Origin of the sequence: Shewanella sp. MF05960, assembly GCF_050849305.1 — a bacterium.
Lineage (GTDB): Bacteria > Pseudomonadota > Gammaproteobacteria > Enterobacterales > Shewanellaceae > Shewanella.
This window is the reverse complement of the sequence record NZ_JBOZPS010000008.1, coordinates 17,885-36,292: the sequence shown is the minus strand read 5'-3', so window position 1 is coordinate 36,292 and position 18,408 is coordinate 17,885. Positions and strand designations below refer to the sequence as shown.

At 43.5% G+C, this 18,408-nt stretch carries 16 protein-coding genes; 12 read left to right on the top strand and 4 right to left on the bottom strand.

Going from position 1 to position 18,408, the window contains the following annotated elements; genetic code table 11:
* Positions 1-191 precede the first annotated feature (191 nt).
* The 3 genes from ACROAE_RS09850 to ACROAE_RS09840 all read left to right on the top strand — a co-directional run bounded on the left by ACROAE_RS09850 (position 192) and on the right by ACROAE_RS09840 (position 3,245).
* The gene (locus ACROAE_RS09850; protein WP_432401233.1) at positions 192-1,670 is read left to right on the top strand and encodes an ATP-binding cassette domain-containing protein; all 1,479 of its coding nucleotides are present in this window, start codon (positions 192-194) and stop codon (positions 1,668-1,670) included.
* 258 nt (positions 1,671-1,928) lie between these two features.
* Positions 1,929-2,474 carry a thioredoxin family protein gene (locus ACROAE_RS09845; protein ID WP_432401231.1) on the top strand — a complete coding sequence of 182 codons (546 nt, stop codon included), beginning with the start codon at positions 1,929-1,931 and terminating at the stop codon, positions 2,472-2,474.
* 114 nt (positions 2,475-2,588) lie between these two features.
* Positions 2,589-3,245, top strand: a complete 657-nt coding sequence (locus tag ACROAE_RS09840; protein WP_432401229.1) for a nitroreductase family protein — start codon at positions 2,589-2,591, stop codon at positions 3,243-3,245.
* A 98-nt stretch (positions 3,246-3,343) separates the two neighbouring features.
* Here the strand turns inward: ACROAE_RS09840 and ACROAE_RS09835 are convergent, their stop codons facing one another.
* Positions 3,344-4,633, bottom strand: coding sequence for an alpha/beta fold hydrolase (locus ACROAE_RS09835; protein ID WP_432401227.1), 1,290 nt, complete (start codon positions 4,631-4,633; stop codon positions 3,344-3,346).
* A 269-nt stretch (positions 4,634-4,902) separates the two neighbouring features.
* On the opposite strand from ACROAE_RS09835, the gene ACROAE_RS09830 reads away from it, so the two are divergent.
* The 9 genes from ACROAE_RS09830 to ACROAE_RS09790 all read left to right on the top strand — a co-directional run bounded on the left by ACROAE_RS09830 (position 4,903) and on the right by ACROAE_RS09790 (position 16,289).
* The gene (locus ACROAE_RS09830; RefSeq protein WP_432401225.1) at positions 4,903-5,547 is read left to right on the top strand and encodes an MBL fold metallo-hydrolase; all 645 of its coding nucleotides are present in this window, start codon (positions 4,903-4,905) and stop codon (positions 5,545-5,547) included.
* A 165-nt stretch (positions 5,548-5,712) separates the two neighbouring features.
* Positions 5,713-6,732 (top strand): XdhC family protein, encoded by a 1,020-nt coding sequence (locus ACROAE_RS09825; RefSeq protein WP_432401223.1) that lies wholly within the window; start codon positions 5,713-5,715, stop codon positions 6,730-6,732.
* Between the two features lie 2 nt (positions 6,733-6,734).
* On the top strand, positions 6,735-7,352 hold the full coding sequence (locus ACROAE_RS09820) for a nucleotidyltransferase family protein (RefSeq protein ID WP_432401221.1): 618 nt from the start codon (positions 6,735-6,737) through the stop codon (positions 7,350-7,352).
* Positions 7,353-7,538: 186 nt separating this feature from the next.
* Entirely contained in the window at positions 7,539-7,991 is a 453-nt protein-coding gene (locus ACROAE_RS09815; RefSeq protein ID WP_432401219.1) for a (2Fe-2S)-binding protein, read from the top strand.
* Between the two features lie 2 nt (positions 7,992-7,993).
* Entirely contained in the window at positions 7,994-10,237 is a 2,244-nt protein-coding gene (locus ACROAE_RS09810) for a molybdopterin cofactor-binding domain-containing protein (RefSeq protein WP_432401217.1), read from the top strand.
* A 187-nt stretch (positions 10,238-10,424) separates the two neighbouring features.
* On the top strand, positions 10,425-11,870 hold the full coding sequence (locus ACROAE_RS09805) for a methyl-accepting chemotaxis protein (RefSeq protein ID WP_432401215.1): 1,446 nt from the start codon (positions 10,425-10,427) through the stop codon (positions 11,868-11,870).
* Positions 11,871-11,958: 88 nt separating this feature from the next.
* Positions 11,959-12,672, top strand: coding sequence for a hypothetical protein (locus ACROAE_RS09800; RefSeq protein ID WP_432401213.1), 714 nt, complete (start codon positions 11,959-11,961; stop codon positions 12,670-12,672).
* Positions 12,673-12,674: 2 nt separating this feature from the next.
* Positions 12,675-15,008, top strand: coding sequence for an EAL domain-containing protein (locus ACROAE_RS09795; RefSeq protein WP_432401211.1), 2,334 nt, complete (start codon positions 12,675-12,677; stop codon positions 15,006-15,008).
* Positions 15,009-15,020: 12 nt separating this feature from the next.
* A complete protein-coding gene (locus tag ACROAE_RS09790; RefSeq protein ID WP_432401209.1) occupies positions 15,021-16,289 on the top strand; it encodes a hypothetical protein in 1,269 nt (422 codons plus the stop codon).
* 85 nt (positions 16,290-16,374) lie between these two features.
* Here the strand turns inward: ACROAE_RS09790 and xthA are convergent, their stop codons facing one another.
* From xthA to ACROAE_RS09775, 3 genes are read right to left on the bottom strand one after another with little or no spacing between them, the layout of a single operon-like run.
* Positions 16,375-17,181 carry an exodeoxyribonuclease III gene (gene xthA, locus ACROAE_RS09785; RefSeq protein ID WP_432401207.1) on the bottom strand — a complete coding sequence of 269 codons (807 nt, stop codon included), beginning with the start codon at positions 17,179-17,181 and terminating at the stop codon, positions 16,375-16,377.
* Entirely contained in the window at positions 17,181-17,480 is a 300-nt protein-coding gene (locus ACROAE_RS09780; RefSeq protein WP_432401205.1) for a YciI family protein, read from the bottom strand. The genes xthA and ACROAE_RS09780 overlap by 1 nt, the downstream gene beginning before the upstream one ends.
* A gap of 35 nt (positions 17,481-17,515) precedes the next feature.
* Positions 17,516-18,067 (bottom strand): septation protein A, encoded by a 552-nt coding sequence (locus tag ACROAE_RS09775; RefSeq protein ID WP_432401203.1) that lies wholly within the window; start codon positions 18,065-18,067, stop codon positions 17,516-17,518.
* Positions 18,068-18,408 lie beyond the last annotated feature (341 nt).

The window sequence follows — 18,408 nt, the reverse complement described above, 5'->3', positions numbered from 1 at the left end:
TAGTTCCCTTTCAAATAGCGAGAACGCAGAGCAAAAGCCGCTGGGGCATTCCTTTGTGGCGAGTTTTAAAAGGGCTTACACTGCGTTGCATGACTTCGAAAGAGAATAACTATTCATTCAGTCATTCGCCTTGTTTAAGCCCTTTTAAATTCTCGCTGAGAGATCACTTACTAACGCGGAATGGTATTAAGATGGACATTAGATTTACACAACTGCAATGCCGTTCATCGAGTGTTACTCTGGCGATTGATGAATGGCTAATCGCATCGCAACAATCGTGGGGTGTATTTAGCACCGAAGGCGATGTTGGGGCAATATTAGGCCAACTATTAACCCACACGCCTCACCATCAACCACTCGATTACTCAGGCAATATTATCGGTGCAGATCCGTCTCAGGTCGCCGTGGTGTCTTTGCTGGCACAACAAGCGCTGCTTGAAGATATTCTTGAGCAAGATGACAGTGAGTCACTCGGTTACACAGACCCTAAAACCACTGTGTTTGGAGTGATTTATGGCCAGTGCCATGATAACGCCATGACGCACAAGTTGTTACAAGAGCTTGATTTAACCCATTTAAGCCAAAGCAGTTTTACTCAATTATCGACAGGTGAAGGGCGAAGGGTCATGCTGGCTCGCGCCGTTGCCACCCAAGTGCCTTTTTTAGTGCTAGATGAACCTTATGCTGGGCTCGATGTTAATCACCGACACACCTTAACTGAATATTTACGACAGTTGTCGCACAGCATGCAAATCTTAATAGTGGTGTCTCGGGAAGAGGATTTGCCTCAGTGGATTGAGCATGTTGCCTTGTTTAGTCACGGTAAGTTAGACAGTGTGATGAGCAAGCCTGAGTGGGATAACCACCCCGTTATTAACCAGTTAACCGCACAGTCTGGGCAGCAAAGTGAAGAATTATTAGCACTTATTCGACGTCATCGTCACAGTGCCAAGTTTGCCGACCCGGTATTTGAACTGCACAATGGCCGAGTGGCATACAGCGATAAAGTGATTTTCTCTGGGGTGAATTGGCGTATCGATAATGGCGTACACTGGCAAGTGAAAGGCCCAAATGGCTGTGGTAAAAGTACCTTGTTAGGGCTTATTTTTGGTGATCATCCTCAGTGTTATAGCAACGATATCGATATTTTTGGTAAAAAGAGAGGCTCGGGCGAGAGCATTTGGGAAATCAAACAACATATTGGCATGGTGTCGTCAGCATTGCATATGCAATATCGGGTTAATTGCAGTGCGCTAGATGTGATTGTGTCAGGCTTTTATGACTCAATCGGTTTGTACCAAAAGCCTACGCAACAACAAGTGGCTATCGCAACCGAATGGCTAGCTATGTTACATATGGGGCATTTGAGCAAAACGGCGTTTAAACAATTGGAGTATGGCCAGCAACGTTTATTGCTAATCGCCAGGGCTATTGTCAAACAACCTACGTTGTTGATCCTCGATGAGCCCTATCAAGGCTTAGATTATTTAGGCCGTAGGCTGATTAAAAACTCTCTTGAATTGATAGCCAAAGAACAGTTAAGCCAATTACTTTATGTGTCACATTATCAACAAGATAGCCTTGATAGTATTGAGCACTACATTGAATTTATTCTAGATGATGCCCAGCAAGGCTATCGGGCAGTGGTTAGCGGACCGACGTTAAAATAACCTGATGTGATGGTCACTTAAAAACAGTCAACTGAGGTTGGCTGTTTTGTTTCAAGCTGTTAATCGGTATGTCTTACATTCTATTATTAAAAATAAATTGATAATGTTTCAATTTTTACCCTGTATATGGCGACCAAAGTTAAGCGTACAATAACGACATTAAGTATGCCCCGTTGCAATATGTGTTTACGCCGAGGTATACCGGTGTTGTTATGTTAATTTGGGGCATCCCGAGTTCAGTTTTTAAGGTTACGCGTTATGTTACTTGATACACCCATTTGTGATTATGGCTGGAAAGCACCCAACTTCACCTTAAAAAATCCTCATGGTGAGGCGTTTACCATGAGTGAACACTTAGGTGATAAAGGCTTATTGATTATGTTTATTTGTAATCATTGCCCTTATGTTAAAGCCATTGCGACTCGCTTAGCCGAGGACACCAAACTGTTGATGGCAGAGGGCATTAATGTCCTTGCTGTGATGTCAAATGACTATCATCAAGTTGACTCTGACTCGCCAGAAAACATGCTTCGTTTTGCCGCGAAGCATGGATTTACTTTCCCGTACCTAGTGGATGAAGACCAGCATGTAGGTCAACAATATGGTGCGGTGTGTACCCCAGACTTTTTTGGCTTTAATGCCCTGGGTGAGTTGCAATATCGTGGCCGCCTGGATGATGCCAGGTTACAAAATGATCCTAATCGTGTCCCAGAGTTGGTGAATGCCATGCAATTAATTGCTGCCATTGGTAAAGGGCCTAAACAACAAACCGCCAGTATGGGCTGTTCGATTAAATGGCGTTAATGCCCTTGAAAACACACAATTAAGCACAATATATGCGAAATACATATCAGCCGAATTTATTGTTAATCATTTAATTTATTGAAAACGTCTTATTTTATCTTTATGGAGCATCACATGACTCACGCTATTATTTCTGATTTAGAAAAACGCTACACCGCAAAACGCTACGATGCGACTAAACGCGTATCAGCAGCCGACTTAGCTGTTATTTATGATGCAATGGTGTTGTCACCTTCATCAATTAACTCTCAACCATGGAAATTTATCGTGATTGAAAGTGATGAAGCTAAGCAACGTCTACATGACTCATTTGCCAATAAGTTTCAGTTTAACCAGCCACACGCGAAAGCAGCTTCACATACGGTATTGTTTGCCTATAACCCTAAATATACGCGTGAAGATTATGCCAAAGTGGTAGACCAGGGCATTATTGACGGCCGCACTAAGCCTGAAGATCGTGAAGGTGCATTTGGCGGATTGGCATTTGTTGATTTAAACACCGATGAAGCGGGCAATAACGCTGCCTGGACTAAGTCGCAAACTTATTTAGCACTGGGTAACACCATGCACACGCTAGCACGTCTTGGCATTGACTCTACGCCGATGGAAGGTGTTGATAGTGAAATGTTAGGCCAAATTTTTGCAAAAGAATTAGACGGTTATGTCTGTGATGTGGCGTTAGCCTTTGGCTATCACCACTCAGATGAAGACTATAACGCTAAACTGCCTAAGTCTCGCCTAGCTGCTGAGCAGGTATTGCAAGTATTGTAATAGCTGTATCGTTGTAAAATGATTTGATCCCATTAAAAAAGGGGCATAAGATTTTGTCTTATGCCCCTTTTTTATTCTTTCTTATTTCTTATCAGATATTAACGCAAACAATGGCCACGATTAAGGCTAATGAGTTTGTCTAACACTCGCTCGCCGTCCATGCGAATACCGTTGTGTTCATACTCTGAGGTGAGCCAATATTTAAGATGACCCACTTGCTTGGCTGTTTCTAAGCTGTATTGCATTTCAACAAACATATCTTCGCTGTATATCGCGGCGGCAACGGGCACTTTATTGGCGGCAAGTTGCTCCAGGTTGTATAAGGCTGGCCAATCTTTTTTCGCGGCGATTAAATTTGCCGCTTGTTGCAGTGGCTCAAGTTGTTCAAATTGAGAAAACATCCATGGGTACACCATTTCGCCGGTAAAGAATAAGGATTTACCTGGGCTGTAGTTAAATTGGCTGTATTGCGCACGCACTCTATGCGCAGCCCAGGCGGATGCCTGTTGCTGACAGTAAATTGACTCATGCATTAATGCGAAAATGGGGTTGGTGTTGTAATCAAGAAATTGACTAAATTGATGCAAAAACAACGGGTTTACATCAACACCATGAGGCGTGTCTATTAAGGCCTGTTCCAGTAAATAATAAACAGATTCAGGCCCCTGTTCCATGCCCAGGTTAATGCCTAATAGCTGGAGCATTTCTACGGTTAATAACTCGCCAGTGCCAAGGTAGACTTTATTGTCGAACAGGTATTTAGCCAGTGTGTCGACTAAGACTCTGGCATCGCTAAAACGGGTGAAAAAGTCATTGTTTTTGGCGATAACACGCTGATAAGTGGCCTGGTAAACCTCATCTGCAGGACGGGTTAATGAGGGGATCCCCCCGGTGATGTAGGCTTCTTTTAAACCCTCTGGTGCGGCAGATAAATAATGTAATACACAAAAGCCGCCAAAGCTTTGGCCTAAAATACTCCAAGGCTCACCTGGAGATAATTTAGTGCGAATATACTCAGCATCGCGAATAATGTTGTCGGCACGGAAAAAGCTTAAATAGTCGGCCTGATCGGTGGCGCTCATGTAACTTAAACTAGTGGCATTAACGGGAGTCGATAACCCTGTGCCACGTTGGTCTAGTAGCAGTACCCGATATTCTTTTAGTGCGCGTTTAATCCAACCACTATTACTCAGAGGTCTTACTGCGCCAAAGCCCGGGCCTCCCTGGAAAAAGACTAAGTAAGGCAGTTGCTTGTGTTGGTTTTCAACGCTAACTAACTCTCGGGCAAATACGGTAATTTGCTTGCTGGGACTTTGTTGGTAATCAAGTGGCACCGAGAAAAAATGTTTACGAGCTTTGATGTCTGATAAAGTCATATCAATGTGCATACATATCCTACTAAGTCTGTGGGAAGCATTACGAGTCGCTTTGAACTGCACGATTATTGTTATATCGGTTCAGTTAATTAAGTGCTTAGCACTGAGCAAGCGGCTCGTTAATAACCCATGGGTGATTAAATTGGGCGCTATCGCATTTATAGATTGTACATCAACAATGCAAAGCTTGATGGGTATCACATTAAAAAGCTATCTAGATCAATACTGCCTAGGTAAAATTAACGGATAATCAACATATGAGCATAAGCGTGAGGTTGTCGATGAAGTATCAAATTATCCCCGTTACTCCTTTCCAGCAAAACTGCAGTGTTATTTGGTGCGAAAAAACCTTAAAGGCCGCGGTGGTTGATCCTGGTGGTGATATTGAAAGGATAATGGCTGAGATCACTAAGTTAGGTTTGAGCGTGGAGAAAATTTTACTGACTCATGGGCATATCGATCATGTTGGCGGTGCGGCGAGTTTAGCGGCAACATTATCAGTACCAATCATTGGTCCGCATGAAGCCGATAAATTTTGGTTAGATAACCTCGTTAAGCAAAGTCAGAACTTTGGCTTTGCGCGGGCTGAAGCATTTGAACCAACGCAATACCTTAATGAAGGTGATGAGGTGACTATTGGCGAGCAGACCCTCAGTGTGTTGCATTGCCCAGGTCATACTCCCGGGCATATTGTGTTTTATAATGCCCAAGCTAAGTTAGCCTGGGTGGGTGATGTGTTATTTAGAGGCTCTATTGGCCGCACCGACTTTTCGCAGTCTAATCATCAAGACTTACTGCATTCCATTACCACTAAATTGTGGCCTTTAGGGCAAGACGTCAGCTTTATTCCTGGCCATGGGCCGATGTCGACCTTTGCTGATGAGCGCCAGCATAATCCGTTTGTCGCGGATCAGTTATTTGATTGAAAACTGCGTTAACACTATGCCAGCAGTTTGGTTAAGTCATTGTTAAAATTACTTACTTTTTAACCTTTACGTGTATTTATACATAAATTGAAACTAATGATTCTTTGCATTGTAAAGGCAGTCTGTTAGCTTAGTAGGCTGCGTTTATTAAGATGGACAGTTTTCATGGTTCAACACCTTGTTGATTTACTCGATACCTGGTTACCTACATATCAAGAAGATTGGGTTTTAGCGGTTTTAACTCAAGTGCAAGGGTCTTCTTACCGTAAGCCCGGCGCTATCATGTTATTTCATCCCATGGGGAAAAGCCTGGGCATGCTCAGTGGCGGTTGCCTTGAGGCTGATCTTCGCCGCCATGCTCAACGTGCGATTCAAACCCAACAAGTTCTGCAATTAACCTACGATGCCACAGACGAGTCTGATACCAGTTATCAGCTAGGTTGTGGAGGCATCGTCAATATTATGATGGTGTCGCTGAACAAAGCGAATAATTACCTCGGGCTCGTTAAAGTTCATGACGCGCTAATGCGTGGTGATAGTGGTACTTATCAGCTCAATATTGCCGAGGATGGTGCGTCAAGCCACGCGGTGTCGGGATTGTTTGTTGAACAACAAAGTGGCTCGCCAACTGCGATTACCCTAAACACTAAAACTCAAAAAGTGCAGCAACAGCACAATACTGTATTGAATATCCCCCTTAGACCGCCGGTGCATATCGGTATTTTTGGTGGTGGATTAGATGCTCAACCCATAGCGCAAATGGCACAAACAATGGGTTGGAAAGTGTCGGTATTCGATGAGCGCACCGCTTATGCCCGTACTTATGACTTCCCTGGTTGCCAAATTATTAAACATCAAACTCCAAGTATTTCGCAAGATGTACTCAAGGGGTTAGATGCGGCTTTTGTGATGAGCCATAATCTGCAAATTGATGCCAAAACCCTAAAAGCGTTGCAACCGTTGGGATTAGCGTATATTTCGTTATTAGGACCGGTTCATCGGCGCGATAAAGTGCTCGATATCGCTGAGCTAAGTGTTGATGACTTTAGTGGTTATTTCTCTGCACCAGCAGGTTTAGCATTAGGTGGTGAATTACCCGGTTCAGTCGCCTTAAGTATTTTATCTCAGTGTCATGGTGTGTTGTATCACAGCAAATTGACCAGCCTTGATTGCGTGATGCTGTAAGGATGACTATCTCGTCATCGCCTCATATTGTGAGTGTCATTTTAGCCGCAGGTGCGAGCAGTCGCTTTAACGGCAGTAAAATCACCGCTAAAATTCAAGACGATCAAAGCGTGCTATCCCATAGTATCGCCACGCTTAATCAACTCAGTGCAACAGCTAATATCGCCGCGCCCGTGGTGATACTGGGCGCGCATATTAATGTTGAAGTGATGGCGATTACCGCCGATACCCCGCGGATAATTAATCCACATTGGCAGTTAGGCTTATCAAGCTCGGTTAAACAAGCTGTGGCCTATGCTATTGAGGCAAAAGCCGATGCATTATTGTTGGTGTTAGCCGACCAGGTTGCCTTAACGGTGGATGATTATGTGGGCTTGATTGAGGCTTATCAGCACAATGGCCACACTAGCTGCAGTTTTTATCATCAAGATGTCGGTGTACCGGCTATTTTTATTGCTGACGACTTTACTGGCTTACTGTCGATTGACGGCGATAAGGGCGCTAAGAGCGTGTTAAAACGCCATGCCGAAAAGAATAGTTTAAATATATTGCCCATGGAAAATGCCCAATTTGATATTGATACACCTGCCGATTTAGCCTTGTGGTTGCATCAACAATAATTCGTTTAACTGAACTTGAGCTAGTTCAGTTAAGTTTAATCTAATTCAAGTAACGTTAATAAACCTGTTTACGACGATATCCGTAAGCTATTGCCACAAATACAAGCTATTTCAATAAATACAAGTAACTGCATTTTTGTTCTTAAGTTTATATCAGTAAGACTTTTGCCTAATTAAGGAGTGATTATGACAACCACAACACAAAAACTACTGGTCAACGGTAAGGACTTTACCCTTGATGCCGACCCAAATATGCCCGTCCTATGGGCTTTGCGTGACATCCTAGGTTTTACTGGGACCAAGTTTGGTTGCGGCGCGGGCTTATGTGGTGCGTGTACTATCCATGTGGATGGCAGCCCAATGCGCGGTTGTTTAACCAGTCTTAAGCAAGTGCAGGGCAAACAAGTTACCACCATTGAAGGTCTAGAGGCTCAAAAACTCAAGGATGCGTGGTTACAGCACAATGTGCCTCAATGTGGCTTCTGTCAGGCAGGACAATTAATGTCTGCTGCAGCATTGTTAAAAACCACCGCTAAGCCTACCGATGCACAAATTGATGATGCGATGTCGGGCAATATTTGTCGTTGTGGCACCTATCCCCGCATTAAAGCGGCGATCAAATCAGTGACGGAGGCATAATCATGACGACATTTACCGCAGTTGAAAATATCAGCCGTCGTAACGTGCTTAAATTGTTTGGTGCCGTTGGCGGTGGTTTAGTCCTTGGTAGTACCAGTTTGGCCTGGAGCCCAATGGCGCTAGCGCAAGACAAGCAAGCATTAATGAATTTATTTGTTGCCATTGGCGAAGACGACAAGGTGTATTTAACATGCCATCGCTCTGAAATGGGCCAGGGGATTCGTACCGGTATTCCACAAATTTTAGCTGATGAATTAGAAGCCGACTGGGACAAAATTGTTGTTGTTCAAGGCTTAGGCGACAAAGCTTACGGCGATCAAAATACTGATGGTAGCCGAAGTATTCGTAAGCAATATAAAAAAATGCGTCAAATGGGCGCCATGGCCAGAACCATGCTTGAGCAAGCAGCAGCCGATAAATGGAAAGTGCCGTTAACTGAGGTGTATGCCAAACAAAGTCGTGTGCATCACAAAGGTTCAAGCAAAAGCTTACGTTTTGGCGAGTTAGCAGTAGCGGCATCGGCCATTAAAGTGCCTGATATTGAAACGCTGACCTTCAAGCCTGACAGTGAATTTAACTTTATTGGTAAGCCAAAAACTATCGTTGATATGGATGACATATTAGCGGGTACAGCCATGTTTGGTTATGACATTAACGTTGACGGCATGGTGTATGCCAGCATCACTCGCCCGCCTGTACTTGGCAGCGATGTGGCCACGTTAGATGATAGCGCGGCACGTAAAGTCGCGGGCGTGTTGGATATTATTCAGTTACCAGTACCTAAAGGCGCACCCTTATTTCAAGCTTTGGGCGGCGTAGCCGTTATTGCCAGCAATACCTGGAGTGCGATGGAAGGGCGTAAAGCGCTTAAAATCACCTGGACCAAATCTGTCAACGATAGCCACGATACCACCCAGTATTTGGCCGATTTAGTTGAACGAGTTAAACAACCTGGCAAAGTGATGCGCCAACTAGGTGCTAGCGTTGATTCTTGGCCTGCTGAGTCGACAATTAATGCGGTTTATACCGTGCCGTATTTAACTCATGCCATGATGGAGCCACCCGTGGCTACCGCCAGTGTGACTGCGGATGGATGCGAAATTTGGGCATCAACTCAAACGCCACAAAGCACTCAGCAAAATGTCGCCGGAGTACTTGGTCTTGCAGAAGATAAAGTCAAAGTGAATGTGACACTATTAGGTGGCGGATTTGGACGTAAATCCAAACCCGATTTTAGCGTAGAAGCGGCCATGTTATCCCAAAAGCTTAATAAGCCGGTTAAAGTGTCGTGGACCCGAGAAGATGAAATTCAAAACGGTTATTACCACGCGATAAGTGCGCAATTTTATCAAGCTAAGCTAGACAAAAACAATCAACCTCAAGCCATGTTAGCCCGGACAGGGTTTCCGTCTATTAGTTCTACTTTTGCTGAAGGAGTCGACTTACCCTCTGCTGGTGAACTTGATTTAGGCTTTGTTGATGTGCCATTAGCGTTGCCACAAATACAGCTCGAAGCCGTAAAAGCTACCGCCCATACCCGTATTGGTTGGATGCGTTCGGTGTGTAATATTCAACATGCATTCGGCATCGGCAGTTTTATGGATGAATTGGCCGTTAAAGCCAATAAGCCTTGTTTACAAATGTGGCGTGAAATGCTCGGTGAAGCCAGAAAAGAAACCTTAGCAGATCAAGGTTTCGAGTACGGTAATTACGGCGAAACACTTGAAGACCATCCTATTGATGTTGGCCGTTATCATAATGTGCTAGATATCATGGAGGCCAAACTGGTTAAGCAAGCTCCACTGTTGAAAAATCAAGGTTGGGGTTTTGCTATTCATCGCAGTTTTACAACCTATGTTGCCGTCGCCACCTTAGTTGAAGTAAAAGATAACAACCTTAAGGTGTTAAAAAGTATCGCCGCGATTGATGCAGGTTTAGTGGTTAATCCAGACCGATTGAAGTCGCAAACAGAAGGGGCGATTATTTTCGGCTTAAGTTTAGCCATGATGGGTGAAATTAGCTTTAAAGATGGCCAAGTACAGCAATCAAATTTTCATGATTATCCACTGCTGCGTTTACCACAAACACCGGATATTGAAGTGATTCACATCCAATCGACTGCTAATCCTGCTGGTGTGGGTGAGCCTGGTGTTCCACCTGTTGCGCCAAGCTTAACCAATGCAATATTTGCCGCGACGGGCAAAAGGTATCGTGATTTACCGCTAAACAAGGTGTTATCGGTATAAGTTTAATCGATAAAAATTGTGAGCGTTAGCACTTAAGTTTTACACGCTTAAGTCGATAATAATAAAGCTAAATGCCTAAGTGTGTTGCACTTAGGCATTTTATTTTTTTAGCCGCTGTTCATCATTGAACAGATTCACTCAGCTATACTATTTATGTTTGATATAAATTGCCTTAGGAAGCGTAAAGATGAAGCAAATCCAGTTTAGAAAGATTGACGCAATCATGATTAAGTTCAGCCTAAACGGCAAATTTTGGATACTGTGTTCAATGGTCGCTGCGATAACCAGCGTAATTGCACTAATCAATTATCAACAAGCGAACGATTTTATCGCACAGGCATCTCAAGAGAGAGTGAAAGCCAGTGTGCAAAGTTTTGCGACAGTGGCTAATAATCAAGGTTTAGCTGACGCGCAGCTGCAACAATTTGCTTCAGACAACCAATTGCAAGTCTCTGCGCGTGATAATACCGGGCGTAATGGCGATACCGTAATAGCATCAGCCAATGTCGGTAATCAATATTTAAGCCAAAGCCAGAATGTGTCGCCGTGGGAGCAAGATGCAAAAGGCGATGCTCAGTTTATGTTGATCATTGCATTAGTGGGTTTGTTGCCGTTGTTTCAACTCAGCTACTGGATTTCAACCTCATTAGGTGGCGGCCTGTGGGATATGTACATGGCCATCAAGCGTTTGGCCGATGGTGATTTAAGCTTTAGGCTTAACTTTTTTGGCACTGATGATTTCAGTTTAATCGCGACCGACATTGACCGCTGCGCTGATAACATGAGTGAAATGGTCAAGGCCATTCGCGATAATGCTCGCACCTTGTCTGCTGCGGCTGATGAGTTTAATAGTCAGGCGAACACCAATAAAGATCTTATAGACCAACAACATCATTTTTTAGATGCGGTATCTCATGCGATGGAGCAAATGACTTCTGCCATTGCTGATGTGTCGCATCATGCCGGTGAAACTTCATCGCATACCCAAAAAAATGCTAAGCAAATGGACCAAAGTCAGCACAAAATTGCCGATGCTGTACAAAGGGTTCGCTATTTATCAGAACGAATTGCAGAATCATTTTCGTCGGTTGAACAACTGTCTCGCGATGCCACCCAAATTAATGACGCGGTGACCACGATTGAAAGCATATCGCAGCAAACCAATCTGTTAGCACTTAATGCAGCGATTGAAGCGGCAAGGGCAGGCGAACAAGGTCGAGGCTTTGCGGTAGTGGCAGATGAAGTGCGTACGCTGGCGGGCCGAACTCAAGAAGCGACAGTGCAAATTCAAAAAATGATTGAAGGCCTACAAAAAGGCACTAAAAATCTTACCGGCATTACCAATGTGATAGTTGAGCAAGCTGATCAAGGTAGCGCTAGCATTAAAGCCGTGGGTGATGATATTACTCAAATGGCAGGGTCGATTAACTCGGTATTTGATATGAGCAGCCAAATTGCCGCTTCTGCTGAGCAGCAAAACATGTCTGCTGGGGATATTTCATCGCAAATTAATCATATTCGTCAACAATCTGAAATCATCAGCAACACCGCAAAACAGTCTAGCGTGCTAGCAAAAGAGCTCAATGACTCATCAAAAGGATTAGCCGCCATGCTAAGCCAATATAAAATTTAAGATGGGTGAAATAAAACAGCTTTTGGTGAGGTCTTGTAGAGGTACTTAGGCAATATTGCTGATTAACATGCTAACAATAGGAGTGTAGATGATTGGTGTAAGCCGAAATCGTGACAAGAAAAAGATGAGCTTAAGGTCGCTGCTAAGTCTAACCACTTTGCTGTTGTTGACTCAACTCGCCAGTCAATTATTGGCTCAAAGTGTCAGCGCTCAGGAGTTGTTGATACTTAATCAACAAGGCCAGGCTGCGGTCAATGTGGTGGTGTATTTACAACCCAACAACGCGGATAATCGGGTTGTAGCAGCGCAGCCTGCCAAAGCTGAAGTGCATCAAAAAGACAAACAGTTTTCACCTTATATTACCGTGGTGCAAAAAGGCCAAGAGGTCGCTTTTGTTAATGAAGATGATATAACTCATCATATTTATTCTGCATTAGGCCCAAAACGATTTTCATTTAAGTTACGACACGAACAAGAGCAACAGTTAATCATGTTTGAAACAGCGGGTCATGTGTCGATGGGCTGTAATATTCATGACTGGATGTCGGGACATTTGCTGGTGGTTGATACGCCGTTTTATGCCATCACAGATAACCAAGGAAAAGTAGTGTTTAACGCATTACCTGAAGATGACTTTACTGTCAGTGTCTGGCATCCGCAATTAAAGCTTAACGATAACCTGCAATTACAGACGTTTCATTTACCCAATAAGCAGCCAATAGTGATCACTTTAGAGGCTGAATTTGATAGTATTCCTAAACAACAAAGTTTAGATGAATTTGAATTCCTAGAAGGATACTAATATTGGTATTGTTTAATCGTCTGCAGACACGGATTTTTGCGTTTTTTGTACTGGTTATTATTGCGGTACTGGCCTTGTCTTTCTGGCTGTCATATCAATCCAATCAACGCCTCGAACAGCAGTATGTCGCTAACCAACTCGAGGTGGCGAGTTTAGTCTTTGAGTCACAATACGATAATCGTAACTATTATTTGGCGGCGTTTGCATCTACTGCGGCTAAAGACTTTGCTTTAAAAGATATTTTTATCGATGGTGATAATCGTAGTTTTTTAGTGGCACTCAATAATCATCGTGGCCGTATCAACGCTTCACTCGCGATGGCGGTGTCGGGTGACGGTAAAGTGATTGGCCAATTGGTGGCCTCACAAGATGAACTCGGTCAAGAAGCGGTGGCGCTTGGTTCGGAACAACATGCACCTTTTCGTTATAAACTCGACACTGAGTTTGATCAAATAAGTCCTTTCTATCTCCTCGATGACAAATTATATCAAATTAAGTTTTCCCCGTTAACGAGTGGTGGAAATAGTGTCATTGGCTGGGTGGGTTTTGGTTTTCTTATTGACGATTCATTAGCAAACTCTCTGCAAAAACTCACCGGGTTAAACAGCGGTTTTATGTTGTTAGAAAAAGAGGTGATGACCCCAGTGGGTCACTCTGGTTTTCCGCTCGAGCGCCATGAAACGCAATTAGTGACCCAATATATTGTTGCAGACCAAGCCGACAGCAACTTTATTTTATGGAAACAATTTTTAGGTCATGTAGATGATAAATCCTTGCATGCTTATATGTACAAGTCGCGTTCAGATTTATTAGCATCAATCGAATCTCAGTGGTTACAGCAAGTGGCGGTGTTACTGTTAATGTTACCAGTATCATTGCTGTTGGCATTTTGGATTTCGAGCAGTATTACCCGGCCAATTAAACAATTAATAGAACAAGCCCGCTTTATCGCCAAAGGTAATTATCATTCTCATGTGAGCGTAGATTCAAGCGTTGAGTTACAACAACTTGCCAGTGAATTTACCTCGATGCAACAAGCTATTGTGGCGCGTGAAAAAGCCATTGAACATCAGGCGTTTCATGATCCGCTCACCAATTTAGCCAATCGTAACCATTTACAACGAGTCTGTGAGCCTTGGCTCGTTGAAGGTTCAACCATGGCGATTTGTTTAATTAATATCCGCCGCATGACCGAGGTGAATGTCACGTTAGGCCATGCTGTTGGCGATGAAGTGATTAAAGAGGTGGCTAAGCGGCTTTGTCATATCAACCCGAACGCCTTGGCGTGTCGTTTGTCTGGCGATGAGTTTGTGTTGGCGTTTAAAGAATATGAACATGAATCATTTGAAGTGTTCTTGACCATGTTACAAGCAAAAATTGGCCAAGATTATCACTACCAAGATATTTTACTGCATTTACAATTTACCGCAGGAGTCAGTTTTTATCAGCCGGGTATTGATATTGTAACCTTGTTACGCCAGGCCGATACCGCGTTACAACACGCTAAAATGAATAAGCGTGATTATCAAATTTATGATGCCAATATTGATAAAAATAGCATTGAGCGTTTTCAATTAATTAACGAATTAAAAGTCGCTATTGAGCAAAATCAATTGGTGCTTTATTACCAGCCGAAACTGAATTTAGCGAAACAAAAAATTACTCACGTTGAAGCATTAGTGCGCTGGAACCATCCTGCTCGAGGGATTATTCCGCCAGATACGTTTATTCCTATTGCTGAAAAAACCATGCAAATGGATGCTTTGACTCGTTGGGTTATTACCGAGGCTATGGCGCAATATCATCGTTGGCAAGCACAAGGTATAGACATGTGCATAGCGGTGAATATTTCAGCCGAAAATTTAAAAGATGAGCAGTTTTGCTACTGGGTGATCGATACCTTGGCACAACATAATGTCCCAGTGTCGGCGATGACGCTTGAGATCACCGAAGATGCCGTGGTGTCAGACCCTGAGCTGGCGGTTAAGCAACTAACTTTATTGCGTCAAAATGGCTTAACCTTGTCTATTGATGATTATGGCACGGGCTATTCATCATTAGCGCAATTAAAACAATTACCTGTCGATGAACTAAAAATTGATAAGTCATTTGTGCAAAAGTTGCTGCAGACAAATGCAGACCAAATTATTGTGCAATCAACCTTACAATTAGCCCATAACCTAGGCCTTAAAGTCGTTGCAGAAGGTATTGAAGATAAAGAGACCTTACAATGGCTTACTGAGCGCGGCTGTGAAATGGGCCAGGGCTTTTATTTGTCACGGCCACTGCCAGAGTTGCAGTTTAACGATTGGTTAAGCCAGTCTGCTTATGTATAGGAGTGATGATTATTGACTGTTATTGACCGTTTAATATTTCGCTGTATCTGTTTATCGGTGTTAACTTTTCACTCAAGCGCCCAGTCGATGGCGTGGAGTGAGGTTGAACATCATGTCAGTGGTGTAGTTGATACTCGAATAGGGTATGCCGACAGCAGCGATTCATATTTAAGCGGTGGGCTCGGTAAATTTAGTGCCAATAATGGTTCGCAGATAGCGTTGTCGCAATTAGGACTCAGTTATCAGACGCAATGGGGCGACGCGTGGTCTAGTCGTATTGTCGCGAATGGCTATATTGATGGCATCAATAATGGCCTTGGTTTAACTGAGGCACTAGTGCGTTATCGCGACATTCCAAGCGAGTCGGGTATTCGTCTCGATGTTGAATTTGGCTTAATGTATCCCAAAATATCATTAGAAAACGTCGCCACCGCGTGGGCATCGCCTTATAGCTTAACCTATTCGACCATTAACAGTTGGCTTGCTGAAGAAGTCCGGCATATTGGTTTATCAACCACGATAGAGTCTTTAGGCAAATACCGTCAATCGGCGCATGACTTTTCATTAACCGCCGAAGCGTTTATGTTTAATGACACCACGGGAGCCATGCTCGCGTGGCATGGTTGGACGCAAACATCGAGGCAGACCCTTCTACAAGAAACCCTTCCTATTACGACCATACCCGCAATGCAACCTGACGGTATGCTCGCAGAGCAAGCGGCCAACTCAGATCCCTTTACCGAACTTGATGACCGTATTGGTGCCCATGTTGTGGCTAAGTGGACGTGGCGAAATAAAGGTAGCGTACAGGCTGGATACTATGACAATAACGCCAACACGCTTATTGTAAAGCAAGGGCAATATGTGTGGTTAACCCAGTTTGGCCATGTCGGTGCTAAATGGCTGCTCCCTTATGGCGTTAGTTTTACCAGCCAGTATATGCAAGGCAGCACCTTAATGACCAATACCGATGGTTTGCCTGTGGTCGACAATGATTTTCACTCGGGTTATGTCATGGTGAGTAAACGTTGGTCGCAGCACCGTGTAAGCTTGCGTGTAGAAGACTTTTCAGTGACAGATAACGACTATACCCCAGAGGATGATAACAACGAGGATGGTCAGTCGTTGACTGTGGCTTATCAATATCAGCTGGATAAACCCTGGTTTATTCAACTTGAATACAATGTCATTGATTCGACTCGCCCAGCCAGGCGTTATATCAATCAACCTATCGAACAGGTTGAGCAGCAATGGCAAGTTTCCAGCCGCTACTTTTTTTAGGTCCAATAAAAAATACTACACCAATAATGGCGTAGCATTTTTTGTTGAACAAGCCATAGCTAGACTGTCTGAGTCACAAGACTGCTTAACTTAATGTGGTCCAGATTGGCGCATGATCAGACGGCTTTTCAATACCGCGTAAATCATAATCCACATCAGATTCAACAAGGCGAGCTACCATAGGTTGAGTGACTAAAATGACATCAATGCGCAGGCCGCGGTTATCATCAAAACCTTTGCTGCGATAATCAAACCACGAATAACGCTCAGTGCGAGTTGGGTGTAAGTGACGGAAACTGTCAACAAATCCCCATTGTTGTAAACGCGCTAACCATTCACGTTCTTCAGGCTGAAAGCTGCATTTACCGGTTTTTAACCAACGCTTTGCGTTCACATCGCCAATGCCGATATCTAAATCAGTCGGTGAAATATTAATATCACCAATAATCGCGATGTCTTCATCTGGGGTGTGATGCTTTTCAAGATGTAATTGTAAGTCTTGATAAAACTTACGCTTAGCAGGGTATTTTGTTTCGTGATGAATGCTTTCACCCTGCGGGAAATAACCATTAAACACGGTTAACGTACGACCATTATCTTGCTTGAATTGACCAATGATTAAGCGGCGCTGGGCATCTTCATCGTCTGTTTCAAAGCCTTTAATAATGTTAAGCGGCTCTGCTTTTGACAACATCGCCACACCATAATGGGCTTTACCACCATGATAATGCACCTTGTAACCCATGGCTTCAACATCGGCCAGTGGAAAGGCCTCGTCGTGCACTTTGGTCTCTTGTAGGCCAATAATGTCTGGCGAGTGGCTGTCGATCAGCGCTTGCAATTGATGCAAGCGTGCGCGCAGACCGTTAATGTTAAATGAGACAATCTTCATTAAGGCAATACTCGCTTAAATGGCTTAACGATAACGCTTTTGTAAACACCCGCGGCAATATACGGGTCAACATCGGCCCAGGCTTGTGCTGCTTCTAAAGACGGGAACTCAGCAACCACCAGTGAACCGGTAAAGCCTGCTTCACCTGGGTTTTCATTGTCAATCGCTGGGTGCGGTCCAGCCGTTAATAAGCGACCTTCATCAGCTAGAGCTTGTAAGCGAGCTAAATGGTCGGCGCGAACTGATAAACGCTTTTCTAGGCTATTTTCTACGTCTTGAGATGAAATCATGTACCACATATTGACGGCTTCCTTGTTGAAATACGAATTGATGATCACTGACCATCTTCTGGTTTAATCGGCTCTTCTTGCATATTTTTATAAAGATATACAACGGTAATGACAGTATTAATTAACGTGAGGGCGGTGAGGCCAAACACTTTGAAGTTCACCCATGTTTCAAGTGGTAAACTAAAGGCAACATAAATATTGGCAATGCCACATAATACAAAAAAACTGACCCAATACCATGTGACCTGAGTCCAGATTTTGTCGTCTACGGTCATTTCTTTTCCTAACATGCTTTTCAGCGCAGGTTTTCCCATGACTTGTGACACAATTAATCCAATCGCAAATAAAGCGTAAACGATGGTGACTTTCCATTTGATGAAGGCGTCATCATGGAAAAATAAGGTTAACGAACCAAATACGGTCACCATTGCAAAGGTGGCTAGGTGCATCTTTTCAATGTGTTTATACAATAAATAGGTGACGACCAATTGAATAGCCGTTGCCGCGATTAATACGCCCGTTGCGGTGTAAATATCGTAAAACTTATACACGGCAAAAAAGATCACTAAAGGTAAAAAATCTAACAGTTGCTTCATAAATATCTCAGGCAAGGAAAAAGGAGAACGATTGTCGCTAGTTTATTAATGGCAGATTGTACATGACGGGCAGATTTTTTTGAACCATTACACAAGGAGGATTAAGTGAATCTCTCTTCATACTCATCTCATGAGGTAACGGTGATGTTCAACGCTCATTTTGCCTCGTTAGATCCTGTCTAAATATGACAACATGGATGCATAGTTAGAGTCAGGTTAGGAGCTCCACTATCTGCCTTTCCATTCGCCTCACTATTAGTTTAACTGTTCGTTCACATCTGCCTTACCGACAGCACGTGGCACGCTAGCTGATAAATCACATTATCGTTATTTGCAGTCTG